Annotated in this window: 17 protein-coding genes and 2 pseudogenes; 13 read left to right on the top strand and 6 right to left on the bottom strand. The window is 69.4% G+C overall.

Annotation, left to right across the window (positions count from 1 at the left end):
• Positions 1 to 75 precede the first annotated feature (75 nt).
• Positions 76 to 747: a GNAT family N-acetyltransferase gene (locus ACZ6Z8_RS12775; protein ID WP_465608949.1), complete on the bottom strand. Its 672-nt coding sequence runs from the start codon at positions 745 to 747 to the stop codon at positions 76 to 78.
• A 235-nt stretch (positions 748 to 982) separates the two neighbouring features.
• Here ACZ6Z8_RS12775 and ACZ6Z8_RS12780 point away from each other — a divergent pair.
• A pseudogene (locus tag ACZ6Z8_RS12780) lies at positions 983 to 1,120 on the top strand (IS701 family transposase); the annotation flags it as partial.
• Between the two features lie 62 nt (positions 1,121 to 1,182).
• On the opposite strand, the gene ACZ6Z8_RS12785 reads toward ACZ6Z8_RS12780, so the two are convergent.
• On the bottom strand, positions 1,183 to 1,881 hold the full coding sequence (locus ACZ6Z8_RS12785; RefSeq protein ID WP_465608950.1) for a DUF1062 domain-containing protein: 699 nt from the start codon (positions 1,879 to 1,881) through the stop codon (positions 1,183 to 1,185).
• 723 nt (positions 1,882 to 2,604) lie between these two features.
• Here ACZ6Z8_RS12785 and ACZ6Z8_RS12790 point away from each other — a divergent pair.
• The 7 genes and pseudogenes from ACZ6Z8_RS12790 to ACZ6Z8_RS12820 all read left to right on the top strand — a co-directional run bounded on the left by ACZ6Z8_RS12790 (position 2,605) and on the right by ACZ6Z8_RS12820 (position 7,086).
• Positions 2,605 to 3,909, top strand: a complete 1,305-nt coding sequence (locus ACZ6Z8_RS12790) for a tetratricopeptide repeat protein (RefSeq protein WP_465608952.1) — start codon at positions 2,605 to 2,607, stop codon at positions 3,907 to 3,909.
• Positions 3,910 to 4,181: 272 nt separating this feature from the next.
• Complete coding sequence (locus tag ACZ6Z8_RS12795; RefSeq protein ID WP_465608954.1) at positions 4,182 to 4,967, top strand: hypothetical protein; 786 nt, start codon at positions 4,182 to 4,184, stop codon at positions 4,965 to 4,967.
• Positions 4,968 to 5,061: 94 nt separating this feature from the next.
• A pseudogene (locus ACZ6Z8_RS12800) lies at positions 5,062 to 5,454 on the top strand (IS701 family transposase); the annotation flags it as partial.
• Between the two features lie 100 nt (positions 5,455 to 5,554).
• Positions 5,555 to 6,103 carry a hypothetical protein gene (locus tag ACZ6Z8_RS12805; RefSeq protein WP_465608956.1) on the top strand — a complete coding sequence of 183 codons (549 nt, stop codon included), beginning with the start codon at positions 5,555 to 5,557 and terminating at the stop codon, positions 6,101 to 6,103.
• Between the two features lie 137 nt (positions 6,104 to 6,240).
• Entirely contained in the window at positions 6,241 to 6,615 is a 375-nt protein-coding gene (locus ACZ6Z8_RS12810; protein WP_465608957.1) for a DUF6221 family protein, read from the top strand.
• A gap of 25 nt (positions 6,616 to 6,640) precedes the next feature.
• A complete protein-coding gene (locus ACZ6Z8_RS12815; RefSeq protein ID WP_465608958.1) occupies positions 6,641 to 6,880 on the top strand; it encodes a hypothetical protein in 240 nt (79 codons plus the stop codon).
• Positions 6,877 to 7,086: a hypothetical protein gene (locus ACZ6Z8_RS12820; RefSeq protein WP_465608959.1), complete on the top strand. Its 210-nt coding sequence runs from the start codon at positions 6,877 to 6,879 to the stop codon at positions 7,084 to 7,086. Before ACZ6Z8_RS12815 ends, ACZ6Z8_RS12820 begins: the two co-directional genes overlap by 4 nt.
• A 15-nt stretch (positions 7,087 to 7,101) precedes the next feature.
• Here ACZ6Z8_RS12820 and ACZ6Z8_RS12825 read toward each other — a convergent pair whose 3' ends face one another.
• Positions 7,102 to 8,127, bottom strand: a complete 1,026-nt coding sequence (locus ACZ6Z8_RS12825) for an ArsR/SmtB family transcription factor (protein ID WP_465608961.1) — start codon at positions 8,125 to 8,127, stop codon at positions 7,102 to 7,104.
• A 102-nt stretch (positions 8,128 to 8,229) separates the two neighbouring features.
• Here ACZ6Z8_RS12825 and ACZ6Z8_RS12830 point away from each other — a divergent pair, with 102 nt between their 5' ends.
• On the top strand, positions 8,230 to 9,522 hold the full coding sequence (locus ACZ6Z8_RS12830; RefSeq protein WP_465608963.1) for an MFS transporter: 1,293 nt from the start codon (positions 8,230 to 8,232) through the stop codon (positions 9,520 to 9,522).
• A gap of 309 nt (positions 9,523 to 9,831) precedes the next feature.
• Here ACZ6Z8_RS12830 and ACZ6Z8_RS12835 read toward each other — a convergent pair whose 3' ends face one another.
• Together ACZ6Z8_RS12835 and ACZ6Z8_RS12840 are read right to left on the bottom strand one after the other, a co-directional pair.
• Positions 9,832 to 13,392 (bottom strand): hypothetical protein, encoded by a 3,561-nt coding sequence (locus tag ACZ6Z8_RS12835; protein ID WP_465608964.1) that lies wholly within the window; start codon positions 13,390 to 13,392, stop codon positions 9,832 to 9,834.
• Positions 13,393 to 13,403: 11 nt separating this feature from the next.
• Complete coding sequence (locus tag ACZ6Z8_RS12840) at positions 13,404 to 14,960, bottom strand: hypothetical protein (protein WP_465608966.1); 1,557 nt, start codon at positions 14,958 to 14,960, stop codon at positions 13,404 to 13,406.
• A gap of 402 nt (positions 14,961 to 15,362) precedes the next feature.
• Here ACZ6Z8_RS12840 and ACZ6Z8_RS12845 point away from each other — a divergent pair, with 402 nt between their 5' ends.
• Both ACZ6Z8_RS12845 and ACZ6Z8_RS12850 read left to right on the top strand, forming a co-directional pair.
• Entirely contained in the window at positions 15,363 to 16,100 is a 738-nt protein-coding gene (locus ACZ6Z8_RS12845) for a VOC family protein (RefSeq protein ID WP_465608967.1), read from the top strand.
• A 445-nt stretch (positions 16,101 to 16,545) separates the two neighbouring features.
• Entirely contained in the window at positions 16,546 to 16,896 is a 351-nt protein-coding gene (locus ACZ6Z8_RS12850) for a hypothetical protein (protein WP_465608968.1), read from the top strand.
• Between the two features lie 509 nt (positions 16,897 to 17,405).
• Here ACZ6Z8_RS12850 and ACZ6Z8_RS12855 read toward each other — a convergent pair.
• Positions 17,406 to 17,930 carry a MepB family protein gene (locus ACZ6Z8_RS12855; RefSeq protein WP_465608970.1) on the bottom strand — a complete coding sequence of 175 codons (525 nt, stop codon included), beginning with the start codon at positions 17,928 to 17,930 and terminating at the stop codon, positions 17,406 to 17,408.
• Positions 17,931 to 18,244: 314 nt separating this feature from the next.
• Here ACZ6Z8_RS12855 and ACZ6Z8_RS12860 point away from each other — a divergent pair, with 314 nt between their 5' ends.
• Together ACZ6Z8_RS12860 and ACZ6Z8_RS12865 are read left to right on the top strand one after the other, a co-directional pair.
• Positions 18,245 to 18,574, top strand: a complete 330-nt coding sequence (locus ACZ6Z8_RS12860; RefSeq protein WP_465608971.1) for a peptidase inhibitor family I36 protein — start codon at positions 18,245 to 18,247, stop codon at positions 18,572 to 18,574.
• An 820-nt stretch (positions 18,575 to 19,394) separates the two neighbouring features.
• Entirely contained in the window at positions 19,395 to 20,717 is a 1,323-nt protein-coding gene (locus ACZ6Z8_RS12865; protein ID WP_465608973.1) for a cation:proton antiporter, read from the top strand.
• Positions 20,718 to 20,726 lie beyond the last annotated feature (9 nt).

Consider the following 20,726-nt stretch of genomic DNA (forward strand, 5'->3'; position numbering starts at 1 on the left):
CGGTTCCGGCCCGTCACGCTCGTGTGCTCGGGCTGGCCGAGGGCGGGTCTGTTCGCCGTCCCTTGTTGTCAGCGCTCAGCCGACCGCTGATGAACCGCTCTGGTTCGGCAGTCCGAACATCGGCAGGCAGGGCAGCAGTTGGCTGATCGTGACGGGGATGTGCGCATGCGCCTCCCAGCGGTCACGCGTCAGTCTGAGCCGCCTGCTCGTCACAGGCCGGCCGCGGACCACGTGACGGTCGATGCCGTCGGACTCGTAGCCGTGCTTCTGGGACACGGCGAACGAGGAGGCGTTGTCCTCGAAGGCCCCGGATGTCGCTTCCAGTGCGTCCAGGCCCGCGAAGGCCAGGTGCAGGACGGCGGCGCGCATCTCGGTGCCGATGCCTTGCCGCTGATGCCGTGCGCCGAGCCAGGAGGCGGTGGTGACCTCCCGCAGGACGGCGAAGTCGCGGGCGGCGATGGTCTGCAGGCCGACGACCTGGCCGTTCTCGAAGACGGCCAGGTTCAGAGCCCAGTTGTCCGGCGACCAGTTCCCTTGGCGAAACCAGTGGTGCTGCACCACCGAGCGTGCCCGTTCCGTGGGAGGGAGGTCGGTCCAGGGCACGAGGAAGGGCATGCGGTCCGGCTCGTGGACACCCTCTGCCGCCAGGTCGGCCAGGCCGGCCAACTCATTGTCGGTGGGCAGCCGGAGTTCCAGGCGGGGAGTGGTCAGACGAAGGCCTAACAGCGGCCAGTGATCAATCAGCATGCGTCATTGTCGAAGACGAGGGCGGCTGCGGTCATCTGATTTCCAGGGCTCGAACCGGCTGAGGGCTCAGATCGCCCTCCGCTCCCGGGGCATGAAGCCGGGCCCCTCCGAGCTGTCCCCCTGGGTGTGACCTGTTGGCGGTCCCGTCGGTGTTTTTGGTGTGTTTGGGGGGGTTTCCCATGTTTGGATGGGGCCAATGTCGGCCGGTCGGGTGTCGGCTTCCACCTGTTTCGCGATCGCCCGGGCGCTGGAGGCGGGCACACCCGCCCACTGGGTCGCGGGCGACGAGGTCTACGGCGACAACCCACACCTACGGACCACACTCGAAGATCGCCGGATCGGCTACGTCCTCGCCGTCTCAAGCACCCACAAGCCCCGGGAGAGGCTGTCCCCAAGCGGGACAGCCTCTCCGTCGGCAAGATCTACATCAGACTTCTACGCGTGCGCCGTGGCCCGGTGCGGGAGCTCCTGGCCGGGTGCGGGCGGCAGCCCGATCCGAGCCAGGCCGGGGTGTTCGGCGTGGGGCGCATCGAGGGACTTCGCGTGGTTGGCCGCATCGACGAAACCGGGTCCGTGGATGGTGAGCTCGAAGTCCTGGTGCGCCTTGGCGTCCGGAGCGAACGGCAGACGGATCCGCTCGTCCGCGACCAGACGGCGCACCTCGGCCCGGCTCAGGGCGAGGCCGAGCTGGAGCAGCCGCTCCACCCGGACCGGCGCGGGCAGCTCGAAGCGCACCTGCACCGAAAGCGGGTTCGGGTCGTCGAGTGCGTACAGCGGCGTGCGGGTCTCCAGCTCCCACGTCCCGGTCCAGTCGAGCCGGTACCGGTTCTTCGCCGCGAGCGACGCGCTCATCACCAACTCCCGTACCGCCGACGGGTCGTTGTTCTCGTACGCCACCAGTCGGGCCGGCTCCAGCATCGAGACGTGGACGCGTTCGTGGACGGGCACCTTCGAGGTCCGGTCGCACGTCGCGCAGCTCAGCAGCAGCCAGACGTCGAGCAGCTTGCCGTTCGCGTTGGCGCGGATCTTCCCCGAGGCACGGTGCCGCATGCCGGGACAGTCCGGGCAGGACCGGACGACGGTGGGCAGGGCGGACTGACGCACGGCCCACAGGGCCTTGCGGTCGGTATTCATGTGTGTTGGACGCTTTCAGGACTCAGCGGGGAGGGCATGCCGAACTCACGCGGCGGCTCCCGCTCTCTGACGGATGCTCACGAGGGGCGCGAACCATCACCCCGGGGCCGGGTCTTCAGGCTCCGAGGTCGATCGCGCGACAGGTACGTACTACGTGGCAGTCATCAAAAGTCCATGCAGGCGATCATGATCGAGACGGCGGCCCGCGGCAACCGAATTTCGCCGTCCTCTCCGCCGGTGGTCGCGCACCGCTCACCTCATGGAACTCCAGCCCGCTGCCCGTCCATCCCGTCGGACTCCCAGACGCTCTGCCAGGATCTCGATTCGGGCGCTTGCCTGACGCAGGAGGGCCAGGACGCGACGGTCGAAGCTCCGGCTCACACCCTATGGATGATCGGCCGGACAATTCCTCCTGTAACCCGCTGGCTTTATGGGCCGTTCGGTTCGGCGCCCGGCCCTGGTCCCGCCTGCCCGGCTGTTTACGCTGGTCGGGCGCGCCGCGACAGCGTTCTCACCATGCCGACTTACCGTCCTTGGCCCCTGTCCGGTGGTGGTTCGGCTGGTCTCAGCGAAGTTTGACCGACAGGTGTTTGTCTCATCGAAGCTTGACCGCCGTTGTCCGGCATCTGTTGTCAGGGGAGGCGACTAGGGTGCGGGGCCATGGACGCTGCCGATCTTGATTTCCGGGCCCGGACCTTGTCGGGCTGCATTCCTTCATCGCTGGTGACCCGGCTTGTGGAGCTTGGCCACGAGCGGGAGGTGGAGTTCCAGGCCGGGCGCGGGGAGTGGTTCTGCGCGCTGGAGTGGGCACGCTTGCTCGGCGACCGGCAGCAGTACGAGCCCGCGCTTCAGGTGCTTGCCCCGTATATCGCGACGGGCTGGTGGCCGGCCGCTCGGGCCCGGGCCGAGTTGCTGGAAGGCTGGGGCAGAGCGCAGGAGGCGATCGAGCTGTCCCGCCCCTACGCGCAGGCCGGTGACCGGTTGGTCCTGGACTTCGTCGCGCGCCTGCTGGCCCGCCACGGCCGGGCCGCCGAGGCGCTCGCGCTGCTGCGGCCCGGGATCGAGGACTGGTTCATCGCCCAGGCACTGGTCGACGTCGCCGAAGCCGCAGGCCAGGACGAGGAGGTGGCGGTGCTGCTGGAGACCCGGATCGAGGCCGCGGTCCCGGCCTGCGACGACCCCGACTGCCACCGGCTCCGCCTGGAGCCGTCCAACGCCTTCGACCTGCTCGCCACCGTCCGGGAACGACAGGGCCGCGTCGACGAGGCGATCGCGCTGCTGCGCCGCCGGGAGGTCACGTCGGTCAACGGCCGGGACGCGCTGGCCGACCTGCTGGCCAGGCACGGACGGATCGGGGAACTGCGCGCGTACGCCGACTCCGAGCACCACGGGCACGCTGCACAGAGTCTGGCCGAATTGCTGGAGGAGCACGGCGACACGGAGGGAGCGATCGCCGTCTACCGGACCTTCGCCGAAAAGCCCCACGGCATGTGGCGCGTTGCCCCCCTGTTGTCACGGCTCCTGGTCCGGCACGGCCGCGTCGACGAGGCGATCGCGGTGCTGCGCGCTCTGACGGACGCCCCGGGCGGCGCGGACGACTGCGTCGTCGACGCGCTGTGCAGCCTGTACGCCGAGCACGGCCGCGCTCAGGAGGCACTGGCCTACCTCGACGCCCTCAAGGAGCGGCGTGACGGTGAGGAGGAGTGGGACTTCTTCCAGATACGGCTGCCGCTCATGGCCGACTGCGGCCTGCTCGACGAAGCGATCGAACAGGCCCGGACACACACCGAAGGTGGCACCTGGTACGCGGCCTGGTCCCTCTCGCACCTGCTCGCCGAGGCCGGCCGCACCGAGGAGGCCGTCACGGTCCTCGAGCAGCACCCCGGTTACAACAGCGCTGTCCTGGCCCACCATCTCATCGACCTCGGCCGCATAGAGGACGCCGTCCACCTCCTCCAAGCCCGGCCGAGCACCGCCCCGGATCCCGATCCCTGGGTCGGCACCTACTCCGACGAACCACCGTTCTGACACCGATCCGTACCCGCCCCTGCAGGTTGAGGCCGCAGTCAAAGTCCGATGAGACTGGTCAGACTTCGTTGAGACGGGTCAGGTAGCTCGCGTGTCCCCTGACGGGCGGTCTTGGCCGTTTGTCACTTGGTCTTGACCAGTGCCAGGTTGATGCCACTTGATCTTGACCGGTGGGAGCTGCCGAGTGAGCACGTCTCGGCGCCGTGCCGATGGGCGGTCCTGTTGGAAAACGTTGCAGGGCGAACCGGGTGGATGTGCCAGGATCCTCTGCCGTGAAGACTTGGGACGAACTGACCCTCATCGAGCAGGTGCTTGTCCGCCGCGCCGTCGGCGGGACCAGTCCGCGCGGCACCGTGCGGCACGTCGCGGCAGTGCTGCGCTGGGCGGGCTCGCCCGAGGCGCCGAGGTGGCGCGATGCCTCGCCCGAGGAGCAGGCGGCGCGGGTGCCGGAGTTGGCGTCGGCGGCGCTTCGTCTGGTCGCGGGCGGGTGGTTGACGCTGCGTCGGGCGGTCGGTACCGCGTTCGTCCAGGAGGACAGCCCGGAGGTGGTGGGCGCGGAGCTGGAGCGGGTGGTGGCCGACCCGGCGACGTGGGTCTGGAGGCCGGACGGCGGATCCAAGGTGCCGGCCCTGTCACTGCGGGCGACCGAGACGGGGGACCGGCGTTGGGAGGCCGCTGCGTACGCTCCGGGCGCCCCGCCCACCATCCACCAGCTGGACCTGCCGGAGGACGAGGCCCGGTTCCGGGTGTGTGCCATGGAGTTGAGCGGCTGGTTGACCGGACCGTTCGGGATCCTCGACGATCTGCCGCCCGGGCTGGCGGGCGAGGAGCTGCGGGCGTATGTGGCGGAGGACCTCGCTCCGCTGGTCCGGTTCGTCCGCGAGGGCTGGATCGAGGTGCTGCACGTCGCGGAGCCCGACGCCGAGGCGACCATCGTCCCGCTGGAGGACTTGCTGGACGCCTTCGGCGACCGGGAACTGCGCTGCGACGACCGCGACGACTGGGGCGTCGGGTTCACCTGCGTCCTGACCCAGTCGCCAGCGAACGCGCTCCGCTAGCGTCCTGGGCAGGAGACCCGACAGAAGCCAAAGAAGATCACCGAATTCGAGCGGTCAACGTCGCCTGGCAATTGGGGCGTGCAGCGCCAGTACTCACCGGGTCGGCGGCGACCTCGCCTTCTACAGGTGCTTTTCGCCCCACCCGGTGCCCCTGTCCGAGCTCGTGCGGGTAGCCGGACGGCGCTGGACGATCGAGGAGGCCTTCCAAGCCGGAAAGAGGCTGGCCGGCCTGGACGAGCACCAGGTCCGCCACTGGACGTCCTGGCACCGCTGGGTCACCCTCGCCATGCTCGCCCACGCCTTCCTCGCCGTCATCGCAGCCGCCGAACGCCGCGACCATCCCGCGCCAGCCGACCTGATCCCCGTGACCGGCAACGAGATCCGGCATCTGTTCGCTGCGCTGATCAACCCGGTCCACGAGCTCGCGCACCGACTCCGCTGGTCGCAGTGGCGACGCCGACACCAAGCCCGCGCCCGCGACTCCCATACCAGCGGCAAGCAGCCACCAGTCATGAACTGGACGTCACTGGTATCCGATCGGCCAACAACTATGACAGCGGCCGAAATTGCTGGTAGTTCATATGACCATGGATCCGGCAGTCGGAGTGGTTCTTGGTGCCCTGATCGGGGCAGGCGGCACGGTCATCACGACGGTTTCGGCGGCGCGAACCGCCCGTGCGACCATCAGGGCACAGGGGGACGTGCAAAAGAGTCAGTGGCTGGACGACAGCCGTCGTGAGGCCTATACCGAGTTCCTCAGCGCGGCCACCACCCTTCACGGAAGTTGGTGGACGCTGGCCGAAGCGATCAACGATAGTTCCTGTGGCGACGACGATCGCCAGGTCCTCATCGCTAAGAGCTACGAGCTCTGGAAGACGCTGCAGCGGGCATTCGCAGTCGTCCAGATCATGGGACCCGAGGACGTCACGGAGCAGGCGAAGGCCGTCTTCGAGACTCTGACCAGCATGGACAACTCGGGCGCGAGCTGGTACGACAAAGCGCGCAACGGTGACGAGGAGGCCGCTGAGAAGCGCCGCCAGGACTTCTTGACCGCGCACGCCGAGTACGACGTGACTGCCTTCGCTTCGGCGGCAAGTGGTGCACTCAGTGGCAGGCGCGGCAAGGCGAAGCCCTGAGGTCCTGCCCAGGCACTTCCCGGCGCGAGCCACACCACGCCGTTCCCGCCAGCTCAAGCGCACTTGCCAACTGAAGATCACGTTCTACGGCTGGAGTACTATCCGTGCGACCTCTGCAGACCCCAACCCGACGGACCGTGGAAGACTCAGACAAGACGGCGAACCTTGATGTGGTGGCCTTCCTCCGCGCGAGGCTGCAGGACGACTGGAACCACGCGCGTGATGCGATGGTCGGGAGCGGGCGGTGGAGGGCCGAACGGACTGTCATCGTCCTGGACACCGGCGCTGAGATCGCGGACGTCTTTCTCGGCCCCGCAGATCACATCGCGCGCTTCGACCCGGCGCGAGTCCTTGCCGAGGTCGAAGCCAAGCGCGCGATCGTGGACGCCTATACGGGCTCACAGGACATGACCGCACAATCGAGCCGCCATGGCGGACTCCGCACGGCTGTCCACCTGCTTGCGTCCGTCTACGCCGATCACGTCGACTACCGCGAAGAGTGGCGCCTCTGACCACCATCGGAAGATTGCGCGACAGGTGGGTGGGACAGGGGGCTGGCGGGCCCGCGGGTGCTGTTCGGGTGCGGCCGTCGTCCGGGCCTCCGACCGGTCCAAGGGCAACCAGGCCCCGGACCTGTGGAAGCCGCCGTCCCAGTCCGCCTGGTGCCACTGTGCCAAGGCCTGGACGGACGTGAAGAGCTACTACAAGCTGACGGTCACCGAGCCGGAGAAGACCGCCCTCTGCCAGACGCTCGACACCTGCCCGGCGGGATCATGACCACCCCCGGCCAGCCCACCGGCACTCCCGGGGCCGAGCCGCTCCTCACCACCGGCATCACCGCCGGCCCGGGCGGCGTCATGACCGTCGAAGTCGGCGGCATCACCGGCGACCTCACCCTGCGCACCACCTGGGACGGCCACCAGGCCCGCCGAGGGCTCTGGCGTGTCACCCTGCCAGCCAGTCTCGGGCAGGGTTCTCAGTGACGCTTTTGCTGATCTTCATCGAGGAGAACTTCGGGCCGAAGGCAGCACCTTCACATCGTCACGCCCTACGTCCGCAGCAGCCAGCAGGACTTCCGCAGCCTCGGTGCGGACGTACAGCACGTACCGGCCGCTGCGGTGCGCGTTGACCAGGCCGGCGGAGCGGAGGGCGGTCAGGTGCTGGGAGACTCCGCCGGAGGTGATCCCGGTGCGGCGGGCCAGGTCGGTCGTCGAGGTGGGTGTGTCGAGTTCGGCCAGCAGGCGCGCCCTGGAGCGGCCGATGACCGCTGCCAGGGCCTGTGAAATGGCGGACCGCCGTTCCCAGAGCCTGGCCACGCCGCGCGGCGGATAGCGCAAAGTGGGTTGCCAGTTCGGGCTGATGACGGAGAAGACCCGGGGCCAGACGAACACCGACGGAACGAGCAGCAGCCCGCGCCCGCCGAGTTGTCGAGTGCCACGAGCGTAGTGGTGCCCGACGTACAAGGTGTCGTCGTCCCAGGTGACGCCGGAAGCCAGGTCGCCCAGCAGTTGGTCCGCTCCGTGCTCGGCGAACAGTCTGGCCCGGTGCAGCACGTCGCCCTCCAGGAGGGAACGCATCCGGGGCCAGTAGGGCGCGAGCGCGATCTCCCAGTACGACTCCACGATGTCGGCGAGTTCGGCGAGACCGCGGCGCGGATCGCCGCGCAGCCAGTCGATCCGCTCGGAACGCGGCGCGCGTGGACCGCTGAGGCCGGAGCGGACCTGCTCGGGTGGCGTCGCGCGCAGAACGGCAAGCTCAAGTCCGAGATCGGCGACCGAGGTTGTCGGTGGCGGCGCGATGAAGACCGGTATGGCGCCGGGCGGTTCCGGGACCAGATCGGCGAGCAGGCGCCAGTCCAGCCCCGAGACGGCCAACCGGCGGCCGACCTCGTCGCTCCACGGGCGGTGCAACGGGTGCTCGGCCGGTCGCTTCAACACCCTGACACTGGCGACCACCTCCCACAGCGGCGACAGGGCGAACCGGGTGCGGGCCAGGTCGCGGACGGAGAACGCCAAGTCCAGCACGGTGCAGCCCTTCTGCGGAGGAAGGCCCCGCGGCCAACTGGTCAGGATTCAGTACAGCCTAAATTCCTCGCTCGCCAGCCAGTGCGGCGGGAACCTCACTCCATGACCAGCACTGATCTCGCCCACGACCCGGACACGGCCGCTCCGACGCCCGATCCGTATCCTTCGGCCCTGCGGAACCCGGGTTTCCGCCTGCTCATCGGCGCCGCCGCGGTGAGCAAGCTCGGCACCGCAGTGAGTTCCCTGGCGATACCGCTGACCGCCGTCCTGGCCCTGCACAGCTCCGCCGGACAGGTCGGCCTGCTGGCGATGCTGAGCACCCTCGCCTTCCTGCTGATCGGCCTGCCGGCCGGAGCCTGGGTGGACCGGATCCGCAAGCGGCCCGTGATGATCGCCGCCGACCTGGTCAGGGCCGCGCTCCTCGGGTCGGTGCCGGCCGCTTGGTCGCTCGGCTGCCTGACGATCCAACAGCTCTACCTGGTGGTCCTGCTGGCGGGCGCGGCCACGGTCTTCTTCGACGTGGCCACGCTGAGCCACCTGCCCGACCTGGTCGGGCGGGCCCAGCTCACCCAGGCCAACGCCCACCTGGTGACGGTGGACGCTCTCACCCAGATCGGCGGGCGCAGCACAGGCGGCTTCCTGGTGGCGCTGCTGTCCGCACCGACGGCGATCGTGGTCGACGCCGCCAGCTACCTGTGGTCGGCGATCCTCCTGCTGCGCATCCGCCGGTCGGAGCCGCGCCCGCAGTACCGGCGCGAAGCACGCCTCAGCGGCGAGATCCGCGAGGGCCTGCGCTTCGTGCTCGGCCACCCGACCCTGCGGGCGATCGCATTCGCCGGAGCACTGACGAACCTGTCCATCCAGCTGTGCCAGACCATGCTGCCCGTGTTGTTCGCCCGTGAACTCGGCCTCTCCAACGGCGTCATCGGCCTGTTCTTCGCAGTCGGTGGCCTCGGCGTGTTCATCGGCTCACAGTGGGCCCGATGGCTGGCCCGCCGGTTCGGCACCGGGCGGGTGCTGTGGCTGATGGGCCTGGCCGTCGCGCCGTTCGGCGCTCTGCTGGCGCTGGCCGATCGCGGACCGGCCCTCTGGCTCGCCGCGGTGGCCTGGCTGATCACCACGTGCAAGGTCGGCATCGACAACGTGCTCAAGGTCAGCTTCCGTCAGAGCGTGACACCGGACCGTCTCCTCGGCCGGATGAACGCCACCATGCGAGTCCTGCTGACCGGCTCACTCGCCATCGGAGCCGCCCTGGCCGGCCTGCTGGGCGAACTCGCCTCCGTCCGAACCGCCCTGTGGGTCGGCGCGGCCGGGCTGGCCACGGTCTGGGTACCGATCTTCTTCTCACCGCTGCGCACCCAACGCGAACTGCCCGGCCCCGGTGCTCCGCGGTGAACCGATGACCACGACGAAGAGCCGCCCCGAGGCCGATCGGGACGGCGCTCCGACTGTGGGCCGGTCCGTGACCGAGTTCTCGGACGGACTCCGAGGCATGTCTCAGAGACACGGCCGGCCGGATGCTCGGCGGTGAGCTCGGGCGTCCGCAGCTTCTCCGCCGCCGAGCCGGAGCCGCAGCTACGGCAGTCGGTGGCGCTGCGCGCTGGGCTCCTCGCCCATCCTGGGGCAGGGTCCACCGATCTCGAACCTCGTGGTCGCGCTCCAGCGGCGGGGCGGGGGCCGTATACCGCCCCGCCGCTGCTGCGCTCAGTAGTTGAAGTGCATCTTCTCGGCCGCGATGTTCGTCGCGGCGCGCTGGATGTTGATGGCGTCGGAGGCGCCGACCAGTGCAATCACGGAGGCGAGGGTGGCGAGGTTCTCCGTCTCGCTCAACTCCACGAAACACTGCACGCCTTCGCCGACCAGTCTGAGGAACTGCTGGATGATTTTGAGGGTGGCGTCGATCGTCTCGCCGTCCTCCACCTCGATGACGGTGATGGGGATCTCCAGGCCGAAGATGGCGAGCTCGGTGGCGGCTCTGAGCAGGACACCGACCTTGTCCAGCCGCTTGAGCCGCTCGAACGGGGTGCGGGGATCCTCCACGGTGGCAACGGAGTTGGCCGCGCCGACCTTGCAGCCGAGCATCGTGAGCTCCAGGAGCGGCTGCACCCCGATGACCACGAGGATGGCGTACTTGAGGCCCAGGCTCGCCCGCTTCTCGTGCAGGGGCAGGGCTGCCGGGACCATCAGGGCGAGTTCGCACAGCGCCTTGAAGCCGCCGTAGGCCACCGCGATTCCGGCGACGCCAGCCGGGTCGTCGTCGCCCTTGGCACGGACCGCCTTGATCTGGAAGGTGTCCAGGAGCACCCCGCTGACGGTGCCGATGGTGTACAGGATGACCGAGCACAGCGGCCAGGTCATGTCGTAGGTCTCGGCGGCCGCGGGCCCGTCGGAGGCGGATGCGGTGCCGGTCGGCGTCGGACCCGCGGTGATCTCGCTCAGGCCAGGCAAGGGGCCGGGAGCCTTCCCGGTGGCGATCTTGGCGATGAGGGTAAGCGGGATGGCCGCGACGAGTGCCACCAGGTCGAGGGGGGTCAGGTCGTCCCCGGCGACGGCCTTGTAGAGGGCCGAGACGACCGGGATGTCGATCGGCTGGTTACCGGCCTCCTTCAGAACGGGAACGAGCGCGCCGACCAGGTCCAGTGCGGCGTCGGCGAAGCGCCGCAGCACCTCCAGGACGCCTTCCACCGCGTCCGCCGCGAACTGCGCGGCCATCTTGTCGACCGTGAGGTTCTCGGCATCGGACAGCCGTCCGAGATCCCGCTGGATCTGGTCGATCGTCTCGGCGAACGCGTCCAGCGCGCCCGTGAACACCTTCTGGTCGAAGCGTTCGACGGCGCCGGCGAGACCGGCCGTCCAGGGCGGCGAGGCACCGAAGAGGTCCGTCAGGGCACTGGCGAGGTGCTGCTGGATCCAGCTGCCGACCGGGTTGTCGAAGAGGAAACCGGCCACGTCGAGGACGCCGTCGAGTGCGGGGACACTGGAACTGCCGCCTGCGGCCCCGGCGGCGCTCTTGTCCCCGATCTGCGAGCCGAAGGGCTGGGCGTTCCGCAGGTGCTGCTCCGCGCTCAGCAGGGCCTTGTCGAGGGTGGCCTTGAACTGCTGCGACTCGGCTTGGACGAAGTCGAGCGTGGTGGTGAAGAACGTCACCAGGTGATTCCTCGTCCGTAGGATGTCTTCCCACTCGAAGAGGAAGCCGAGCCAGGGGAGAAGCTTGGCGAGATCGATCCCCAGGGTGGCCTTGAGAACCTCGGCGAGGAGTTTGAGCGCCTGTTCGGCGGTCTCGATGAGGAAGTGCAGCACCTTCCCCTCGATGGTGAGCACCGCCCGGACGACGTCCTGTTCGAGCCGGACGAGCAGCCCGTCGACGGTGGTGACTCCTCGGGCGGCCTCGCTCTCCAGCCAGTCGCCGAGCAGTCCCACCAGCGGTACCGCCCGCTCGAGGTCGCGCAGCACCGCGTCGGCTTCGTCACCCTCGAAGTACCGCAGGCCGTCCGCACCGTCGCGGTAGCCCCAGGTGCCCGTCGGGCGCGGTGGCGGGGCGCCGTCGAGGGCCGCGGTGGGGCCGGCCGGGCGGCCGTTCTCGGTGATCAGCGCGAGTTCGTGCATCCGGCCCAGGACCTTGGCGACCGCGTCGGTGCGGGACCGGTCGGCGTGGTCGCCGGTGAGGACGGACCGCCCGGCGTTCGGGCCGCAGGAGAAGGTGGCCGCGCGCAGGTCGGCGCCGCTCATCCGGCCGAGCCTGGCGTGCAGCCCCGCAGCGGGGTGGATGTCGAGCGGGGTGGTGAGCCAGTCGGCGGTGAGGGTGAGGGTAGGGGCGGCCAGACTGCTGACGGGGGTCAGGACGGTGAGTGCGCCGCCGTCGTCGGCGACGACCGGAACCACCACCCCGGGTTCCAGGCGGTGGGTGCGGTGGTTGACGTGAACGGTGGTCCGTGCGGAGGAGGAGAGCCCGAACTGGGCGCTGGCGAGCGGACCGTGGTGGTCCTGGTGGAACCGCAGACGGGTGGCGTAACAGGTGAGGTGGATGTTGTGCCCGGTGTTCTCCAGGGTGATCGGTTCGGAGTTCCAAAGGGTGGTGGTGCGGTCCTGCCAGAAGTGGCGCAGCGTCTCGTCGTTGTCCACCACCAGGATCTCGGCGGCCTGTCGGGTGCGGTTGCGCATGGCGGCGACCTGGGAGGCGTTGAGCGCGAGGACGACCGGCGTCGACCAGGCGCCGTTGCCGTCGAGGGCGGGGCCGTTCCCGTTCACGGGGCGGTGGGTGTAGAGGAGGGTCTCCTGATCGGTCAGTGCCCACGCGGACACCGTGTTCGTGTCGGCGCTGACGAGGATCGTGTGGACCGCCGAGCCGTCCTGCGGGGCGATGACCTCGGTGGCGCTGTCGTTGCCGCCGGGGAAGAGGTGGACCCCGCTGCCGCCGACGTAGAGGTCCGGCCGTCCCGACCCCGTCAGCACGGCCAGGCACCTTGCGCCGGCCGGGGTCTTGTAGGGGATGTTGACGCTCTGCCCGGGGAACTCCCGGCTGGGGAAGCTGGTGAAGACCAGTTCGGTGGAGTCGCCGACCGTGTAGAGGGTCCAGCCGCCGGGCAGGCCCAGGGCGCCCAGCGCCACGTCGAGGACGTGGTCGGCGTCCTCGGGCAACGGGTAGGGCCCCCAGATCGCGTCCGGGGCGGTCATCAGCGGGTCGGTGGCCACCAGGTAGTGCTCGGCCGCGCCGTGGTACTCGGCCACGGCCAGCAGGGAGGGCTGCTGGCCGGCGGCGTTGACGCCGAGCAGCAGGCGGGTGATGCGGTACCCGCTGTGCGGTGCTGGGCGCTCGACCCAGCTGTCCGCCAGGGAGCTCCAGACCGGGGCGCCGGTGTCGTTGTCGAGGTCTCCGGTGATGAACAGTCGGCTGGCGCCGGTGTCGGCCGCGCTGTCGGTGGTGACGGCGACTGCCAGGCGGATCCGGCCGGTGAAGTCCTGGGAGACGGCGAACTGCTGGGCGCGGGCTCCCTGTACGGGGAGGGTCGCCCCGAGGTCCACCCTGGTCCAGCCGGTGGAGGTGCCGTCCTGGTGATGCATCAGGTAGAAGCCGTCGTCGGTGCCGATGGAGAACACCATGGGGTGACCGGCGGTGTCCTGCACGACGGTGAAGCGGCGCTGGGAGTCCACCGGCATTCCCGCGCGGTAGTCCTCCATGAGCTCGGTCGAGGCGGTGCAGGTCGCACCTGTGCGGGCGTCGCCCTGGCGTACGGGCAGGGCGAAGTTCAGTGATTCCCTGATCACGGTGGCCTCCGTTACGCGGTGGTCTTGTTGCGGTAGCTGAAGTCCACGCTGAGGTGGCCCTCGTCGGTGAGGCCGACGTTCTTGTAGAAGAAGACGGATGCCGCGGGGAGGATCACTTTCGACGACAGGCTCTGCAGAGCGGTCCTCAGCTCATCGACGAGACCGGTGAACTGGGTTTGCTGGAGGGTCTTCTGACTGGACTGCACTTCGTCCAGAGCGTTGCCGAATCCCTGGCCGATGGCATCGAAGATCCTTTCGAGGCCGGACTCGTCCCGATCCGTCTTCACAGACCCGTCCTGGGTGATCTCCTGTCGCAGCTGGATCGTCCCGTCGGTTCCGGCGACGATCTGGACGGCGATCGTGAACTTGAGGGTGTAGGCCTCCCAGCCCCAGCAGTGGATGTCTACCGGCCACTCGTCGAATCTCGTGCAGGCCCAGAAGTAGCCTGTGCCGTGGAAGCCGGGGTGGGTGGACTTGTCCGCGAACGTGACCTCCTTCTGGAGCCGCAGGTCGCAGTAGACCTGGTAGTCGTCGTCCTGGTAGATGTTCACCACACCGCCGTCGGCGTTCTCCCAGGTCTTCTTCCTCTCCGCCCTGGTGTCGAAGGTCCAGTGCCGGGGGTCGGTCTTGTCCACCGTCCAGGTGTCCTTGCTGCCCGCGCACTCCCCCTTGGCGATCAGGGCCGTCCTCACGGCGGGGAGTACCGTCGGCGTGACCCAGCGGTCGAGCAGCTGGTCCGCCGAGACGTAGCCGGTGCCCGACACCGTCATGTCGGTGACGAGGTTCGTGGTGAAGGCGCCGGCGGTCGAAGGGACTGGACGGTGTTCCGTCATCAGCAGGAAGTTGAGAGTGCTCAGGGCCAGGTGGGCGCCGTCGGTCTTCCCCTGGGCGTCGGTGTAGGGGTGCACCGAGAAGTCGCAGCCCGTCGGCTGGAAGGGGGACTTGTCGACGATCCTGGCCTCCGGCACGTAGCCGAAGACGTAGGGGTTCGAGGCCTTGACCTGGTCCGCGATCCACTGCGTGAACCTGTCACCGATCAGCGCCGACGGCGCGGTGTCGGGCGAGGCGATCCTCGACCGGGCGGCGTTGTAGGACACCAGGGCGGCGTCCTGCAGGTCGAGGAAGAGGTGCTGGATGGTGAACTGGTCCGCGCTGAAGTCCTGGAGGATCTTCCTGACGCTCTCCGGGACGGCGCCGCCGGGTTTGTCCAGCTCGTTGCGCTGCAGCTCCGACAGGTTGAGGTCGACATCCAGCGCGATCTCCCAGTCGGTGATGGGCACCGTCTCCTTGGTCGCCGACGTCCCCCATCCCTTCCAGTACGTCAGCGTGCCGTTTCCGAGCGAGACCAGCAGGGTGGCCGAGCGGATGCCCCGTGGCACCACGAGTTCGACCTGGGGAGCCTTCGCGAGCTTCGCCTTGACATGGAACCCCTCGCGACCCAGGTCCCCGAATGTGACGTCCTGGTGGAGCTGCCCCATGGTGTGGAGGTAGGAGAGCTGGAAGTTGATCGTGTTCTGGGTGACCGCCCACACCATGTCGCAGCCGGTCAGGGTGCTGTTGCTTGTCATGGCGGAACCGTATGCCCGGACGGTCCGTGCGCGAAGCATCAAGTGTCGTGTCCAGCGTGTCACATGGGCATCTCCGAACCGCGCGAACCGTCCAGGAAGTGCGCAAGCGACTGGGGTCCCCGCAGCCGCCAAACCGGTGGGCGGCCGGCCGCTACGGCTTCGCCAGTCCCTGACCCGCCGTCACACTTTCGGCCTCTGTCCGGGGGGCGGGGGTCGCTCGTGCCACGAAGGCGATCCGGTTGGCACCCGCCATGGCGCAGGTAAGCGGGGGAAGCTCAGGATTAGGGTGCTCATGGTCCAAGGCGGCTGGGCCTGGAACGTACCGCGAGCGTTTGGTGACGGCGTCTCGGCGAAGTTTGGCCGCGTACTTCTGGCTCTGGGCCCGGTTCTAGGATTTGCGGCATGGCAACAAGACTCGTGCAGATCAATATGAAGGCCCAGGACGACTCCGTGCTCGGCCGGTTCTGGGCGCAGGCACTCGGCTGGGGTGTCGACAGCGAGGGACCCGGCGTGACGAACCTCGAACCCGTGGGCTTCGACTACCCCGACCCCGCGGCCGTCTGCATCGACATCATCACCCGTCCCGAACCCAAGACGGTGAAGAACCGGGTGCACATCGACCTGGCCACCACCTCGACCGTCCACCAGGCGGAGTTGGTCGCGCGTCTGAAGGACCTCGGCGCGACCCTTGCTGATGTGGGCCAGGGCGATGTCCCCTGGACGGTCATGGCCGACCCGGAGGGCAACGAGTTCTGCGTGCTGGAACCCCGCCCCATCTACCGGGACACCGGGCCGATCGCCGCGGTGGTGGTTGACTGCGCCGACCCGCGCGCGATGGCCCGGTTCTGGGGCGAGGCGACGGACTGGACGGTGCACGAGGTCGCCGGCGACCACGCCTCCCTGCGCTCCACCCAAGGCGTCGGTCCCTACCTGGAGTTCGTGCGCACTCCCGATATCAAGAGCGGGTGGAACCGCGTCCACCTCGACGTCGCTCCCTACCTCGATGACGACCCGGCGGCAGAGGAATCCCGGCTGCGCGCCCTGGGCGCCACCGACCCCGGCATCGACCAGTCCTCGATCTCGTGGAGGATTCTGGTCGACCCGGAGGGCAACGAGTTCTGCCTCCTCAGCCCTCGCTGAGCCCGAGCGACGGCTCCGGCCGGCTCGGGTCAGCGGCGAAGACGGCGTGGGGTCAGCACAATTCCGCCAGGGACGGCGGTAGCGTCCCCGGTGACCCAACGCGCCTCGTCGGACGCCCGTCAAGATCACCTGCCGGGTCGCCCGGACGGTCAAACTTCGCTGAGACTCGTCAAAAAATGTTGAGATGGGTCAGCGCCGTCCGGGTGCGGTCGTTGTGCGCCTGGTCGATGTCCTGCTCGGTGCCGTGCTGCCCGGTGGCGCTGCCGTTCGCCGGCCTCCGGGTGGGGATGGCTCGCGCGAGTCATCAAGGGGCGCCCGGTGGCGTGGCCGCCGTCCTCGGCGCGGTCCCGGCCGCCGTCGTGCTGCGCCCTGCTGCACCCGTCCGGCCTGTGGTCCGGGTTGCCTTGGCGCCGTCCTGGTGGACGTCGTCGGGGATGCCTCGCGCGTGGCACGGAGCCGGGGGCGGCGGTTCTCCGCGACCGCCTCGGCGACCACCCCCGGACAGCCCACCGGCGCCCCCGGGGCCGGCCCGCTCGTCACCACGGGCATCACCGCCGGCCCGGGCGGCGTCATGACCGTCGAAGTCGGCGTCATCACCGGCGACCTCACCCTGCGCACCACCTGGGACGGCCACCAGGCCCTCCTGGACGTCCAGTACGACGGCGCCGACGAGTGGTACACGGTGGAGGGAAGCCCTCTGCCGGCTCCTGACAGGGCCTGCGTCCTGGCCGTCCACGAAGCTATGACCGCGGCCATGGAACGCGGCGGTGGAACCGGGGCGCCGGCCCAGCCCTGAGCGCGGCGCGCGGTGCCCGGCCGGCCGTTCCCAACTTGCCGCCGGGCACCCGCCGCGTTGAAGCCCAGCGCGTACCTGGCGGGGTCGACCGGGTGTCGGGGGCGGGGGCTGGGGTGCTGGCCCGTGGACGCTGACGATCTTGAGTACCGGGCCAGGACGCGGTCCGGGTGTGTTCCGCCGGAGCTGATTGCCGGTTGCTCGCGCGCGGGCATGCGGCCGTGGTGGGGGAGCTGGCCGGGGGCGGGGAGTGGTTCTGCGCGCGGGAATGGGCGCGGCTGCTGGGTGAGCAGTGGCAGCGCGCCTCGCCGAGGTATGCGCCGCACTGGCGGGCTGCCGGGCCTGCTGTTCTCTGGTGGGCTGCGGGGCCGGCCTCGCAGGCTGATCCGGCTGTGCTGCGCCTGTCCCTGGGTGAGGTCATGGGCGCCGCCCCCGCTACCCGTCCACTCGTTTCGGCGACTTCTGCATGACCCGTTCGTGCGGCGCACGGATGCCGGGACCGGAGCGGGCACTTACGGGCGGTACAGGGCGTGGGCGCGTGTCAGGTCGACAGGCCGGTCCTGGCCGATGTGGAGGAAGTAGTTCACTTGCCACGCCTGTGTGTTGCGGGCCTGCCGGTTGGTCGTGCTCACCCACGGCGGGTAGACACGGAATCCTCGTCTCCCGCCGGAGCCGTTGCGGGAGACGATGTCGTGCCCGCACAGCACCTTGCGCGGGAACACGAACTGCCCGAAGCCGTTCTCGTCGTGGCTGCTGATGACGAAGAGGTCCACCCCGTCAGTGGTGTCGAAGGGCCGGATCGGCCCCTCCTGGGACCGCTGCCACACGGTGACGAACTGGCCCGCCTTCGTCGGGGTGGTCCTGGCAACGCGGAACCGGACCGAGCGGCCGTCGAGCGTGAACCCGCAAGCCGCGTATTCGGCGCTCTCCGGTTCGGGCACCGGCGGTGAGCAGGTGAAACCGCTCGGGTCGTACACCAATTCCTTCGCCGCCAACAGGTCAGCGTGCAACCCCGGCCACGGCTGATTCGTCACCATGCCGTCATCCTGCCATCGCGACCGCCGACGCCCAGACCGCACGCATCACCCGCTAGCCTGACCACGGTGCACGTGCGGGGCGACCCGCCCGGGTTGGACTGGTGCACGTTCTGCAACTGGACCCACCGGAACCACCGGAAGAGGACTGACCATCGAGACGGAGCACCGGCGCACCGCGATGCTCCCAGACGGCCCCTGGTGGCGGATCCCGCGCCTTGACGCGCTGTCCGGCCGGGAGTGCGGCCCTGCGCCGCACACCTTGCAGTTACTTATAGTGTTTGCCAGGTAACACTATGAGAAGGGATGGTCTCCCTATGCCGGTGACCGTTTACGCCGACCACAACTACAAGGGCAAGAGCGCCACGCTCAACCAGGGACGCCACAAGCTCGACCCGTCCATGAACGACTGCATCTCCTCCGTTCGCGTGCCGTCCGGCTGGAAGGTGACGCTCTACGAGCACGCGGACTTCACCGGAGCGCAGGTCACCCTGGAAGCGGACACCCCGAAGGTGGACGGCGCCCTCCACGACAAGGCGTCCTCGATCGTCATCGCCGAGACGAAGAAGGAGGAGCCTGAGTTCATCTTCTCTGCGGAGAGCGGTGACGACTGGTTCTACTTCGAGGACCGCTCAACGGGCGCCTGACGCCGCGCACAGTGCAGGACCGGCTCCCCCGCCGTCCCGGGTCGGCGGGGGTCAAGCCCCGACGCTTCCCCCGGACCCCGGCGGTGCTCGTGCAACCGATCCCCACGGACGGCCCCCGACGTGGCGTCCACCGTGCGCTGACGCACACCGGCCCAGAGAGCAGGCCGCCGGGCCCCGCGCGGCCCTGGGGACGGCCCTTCCTGAACTCAGAACGTCGTCCAGGCCCTGGAGCGGGCGGGGTGGCCGCCTCTGATGAGGGCTGAGGAGATCCCGCCGGCGAGGCCTTGGCCGCGGGCATGCCGTGCCGCCGTCCTGGTGGTTCTCCCCGGCTCGGCCTGTGTGCTGGTGCCAGCGTTTTGGTGGTGGGCGGCGCACTGGGGGTCGGTGCGCCCACCGAGTTGGTCAGGCCTGCGATTTCAGGGTGTTGTTGACGCTGTCCAGGGCTTCGGGGATCGGTCGGTTGAGCTACAAGAGCTTCCTGGAAGCCGAACTGCCGTCGTCAACGGCACGTACCGAGGTCGCTGCTTCGCCCCCGAGCGACGCCCCGGACGTTCGAACGCGCTCGTCGGATGTTCCCCAGAAGTGGCAGGTCGTGTTGGTGCTGTCTTGACGTCGGCCCAGCCGCCAGACTGTTGCGGGCGGGCGACCACGTGTCCCACGCTCTGACGGACCGATTGTTTCGTCGGCACGGTACGGAGTCGTCAGACCCCCTGCAAGGGATCCACGAGCTCGAACTGGACGGAAAGATGACTCTGCCGCGGGGCCGTGTCTCCGAGCGCCGGGGTGGTGGCCCCCGTGACCTCGCGGGACAGGGCGCGGTGTGAGCGGCGGCAACGCCTGGACGGGAGTGGCGGTCGCCGCGGTGACCGCCGGCTACGCGCTGGTGTCCCGACGACTCTCCCGCACACCCGTTTCGTCGTCCATGGTCTTCGTCGGCTTCGGGATCCTCATCGGACCGGTGGGACTCGGGCTCCTCGACCTGAAACATGACGCAGGGCCCGTCCGGACGCTGGTCGAGGCCACGCTGACCCTGGTGCTGTTCACCGATGCGATGACGGTCCGCCGCTGGGACCTGCGCGTCGGCGGCTTCCTGCCGCTCCGTCTGCTGTGCATCGGACTGCCGTTGACCATCGGAGCGGGATGGCTGCTGGCCTGGCCGCTGCTGCCGGGGCTGTCGGCCTGGGAGCTCGCCCTGGTCGCGGTCATTCTCGCCCCCACCGACGCCGCCTTGGGCAAGAACGCCGTGTTCAATCCGCGCGTCCCGGCGGTCGTTCGCAAGGGACTGAACGTCGAGAGCGGCCTGAACGACGGTCTGGTGCTGCCGTTCTTCGGGATCTTCCTCGCCGCGCTTCCCGGTACGGTCACCTCCGAGGAGGGCGTGGACGGCATCGTGTGGCGGGTGCTTGTGGTCAGTACGGCACTGGGTCTGGCCGTCGGATGGCTCGGTGGGCGGCTGCTGGGGTGGTCGCGTGCCAGGGGCTGGGTCACGGCTGAATGGCGTCAGGTCTTCGTGCTCACGGTGGCCGTCGCCGCGTACGAGCTGGCGGTGGTCACGGGCGGGAGCGGGTTCCTCGCCGCCGGGGTCGCCGGTTTCGCCTTCTCGCTCGGCCTACGTGGCGTCGCTCCGGGCGGGGAGGCGGAAGGCGACGACCGGAGCGGCGAGTTCGCCGAGTACCTCGGGGGGCTGCTGGCGGCGCTGAGTTTCCTCGTCTTCGGTGCGGTACTGCTCGGTCCGACCCTGGAGCACATGACCTGGCGGATCGTCGTCTACGCGGTCCTCAGCCTGACGGTGGTCCGGATGGTGCCGGTCGCTCTCTCGCTGGTCAGGTCGGGCTTCCGGGCGCCGACCGTCGCCTACATCGGGTGGTTCGGCCCGCGCGGGCTTGCGTCGATCGTCCTCGGCCTGCTGGTGGTGGAGGAGCGCGTGGAGGGGGTGGCGCTCATCGGCAGGGTCGTGGCGGCCACGATCGCTCTCAGTGTGCTGCTTCACGGCCTGTCGGCCGCCTTCCTGGCCGACCGCTACGGTGCCTGGTACGAGGCGAGGTCGGCCACGCCCGGACTGCGCGAGGCCACCGTCGCCGCGATGGCCGGCTCCCAACGGGTCGGCCACCGCGGCGACGGGCTGTCCGACGTCGGTAGCTGACCGGGGTCC

This window comes from Kitasatospora sp. NPDC101108, from assembly GCF_055584725.1.

Coding starts and splice junctions, on each gene's coding strand:
- ACZ6Z8_RS12840 (WP_465608966.1), bottom strand. CDS start 14,960: ATGACAAGCAACAGCACCCTGACCGGCTGCGACATGGTGTGGGCGGTC.
- ACZ6Z8_RS12845 (WP_465608967.1), top strand. CDS start 15,363: ATGGCAACAAGACTCGTGCAGATCAATATGAAGGCCCAGGACGACTCC.
- ACZ6Z8_RS12855 (WP_465608970.1), bottom strand. CDS start 17,930: ATGGTGACGAATCAGCCGTGGCCGGGGTTGCACGCTGACCTGTTGGCG.
- ACZ6Z8_RS12775 (WP_465608949.1), bottom strand. CDS start 747: ATGCTGATTGATCACTGGCCGCTGTTAGGCCTTCGTCTGACCACTCCC.
- ACZ6Z8_RS12805 (WP_465608956.1), top strand. CDS start 5,555: ATGGATCCGGCAGTCGGAGTGGTTCTTGGTGCCCTGATCGGGGCAGGC.
- ACZ6Z8_RS12785 (WP_465608950.1), bottom strand. CDS start 1,881: ATGAATACCGACCGCAAGGCCCTGTGGGCCGTGCGTCAGTCCGCCCTG.
- ACZ6Z8_RS12860 (WP_465608971.1), top strand. CDS start 18,245: ATGCCGGTGACCGTTTACGCCGACCACAACTACAAGGGCAAGAGCGCC.
- ACZ6Z8_RS12830 (WP_465608963.1), top strand. CDS start 8,230: ATGACCAGCACTGATCTCGCCCACGACCCGGACACGGCCGCTCCGACG.
- ACZ6Z8_RS12820 (WP_465608959.1), top strand. CDS start 6,877: ATGACCACCCCCGGCCAGCCCACCGGCACTCCCGGGGCCGAGCCGCTC.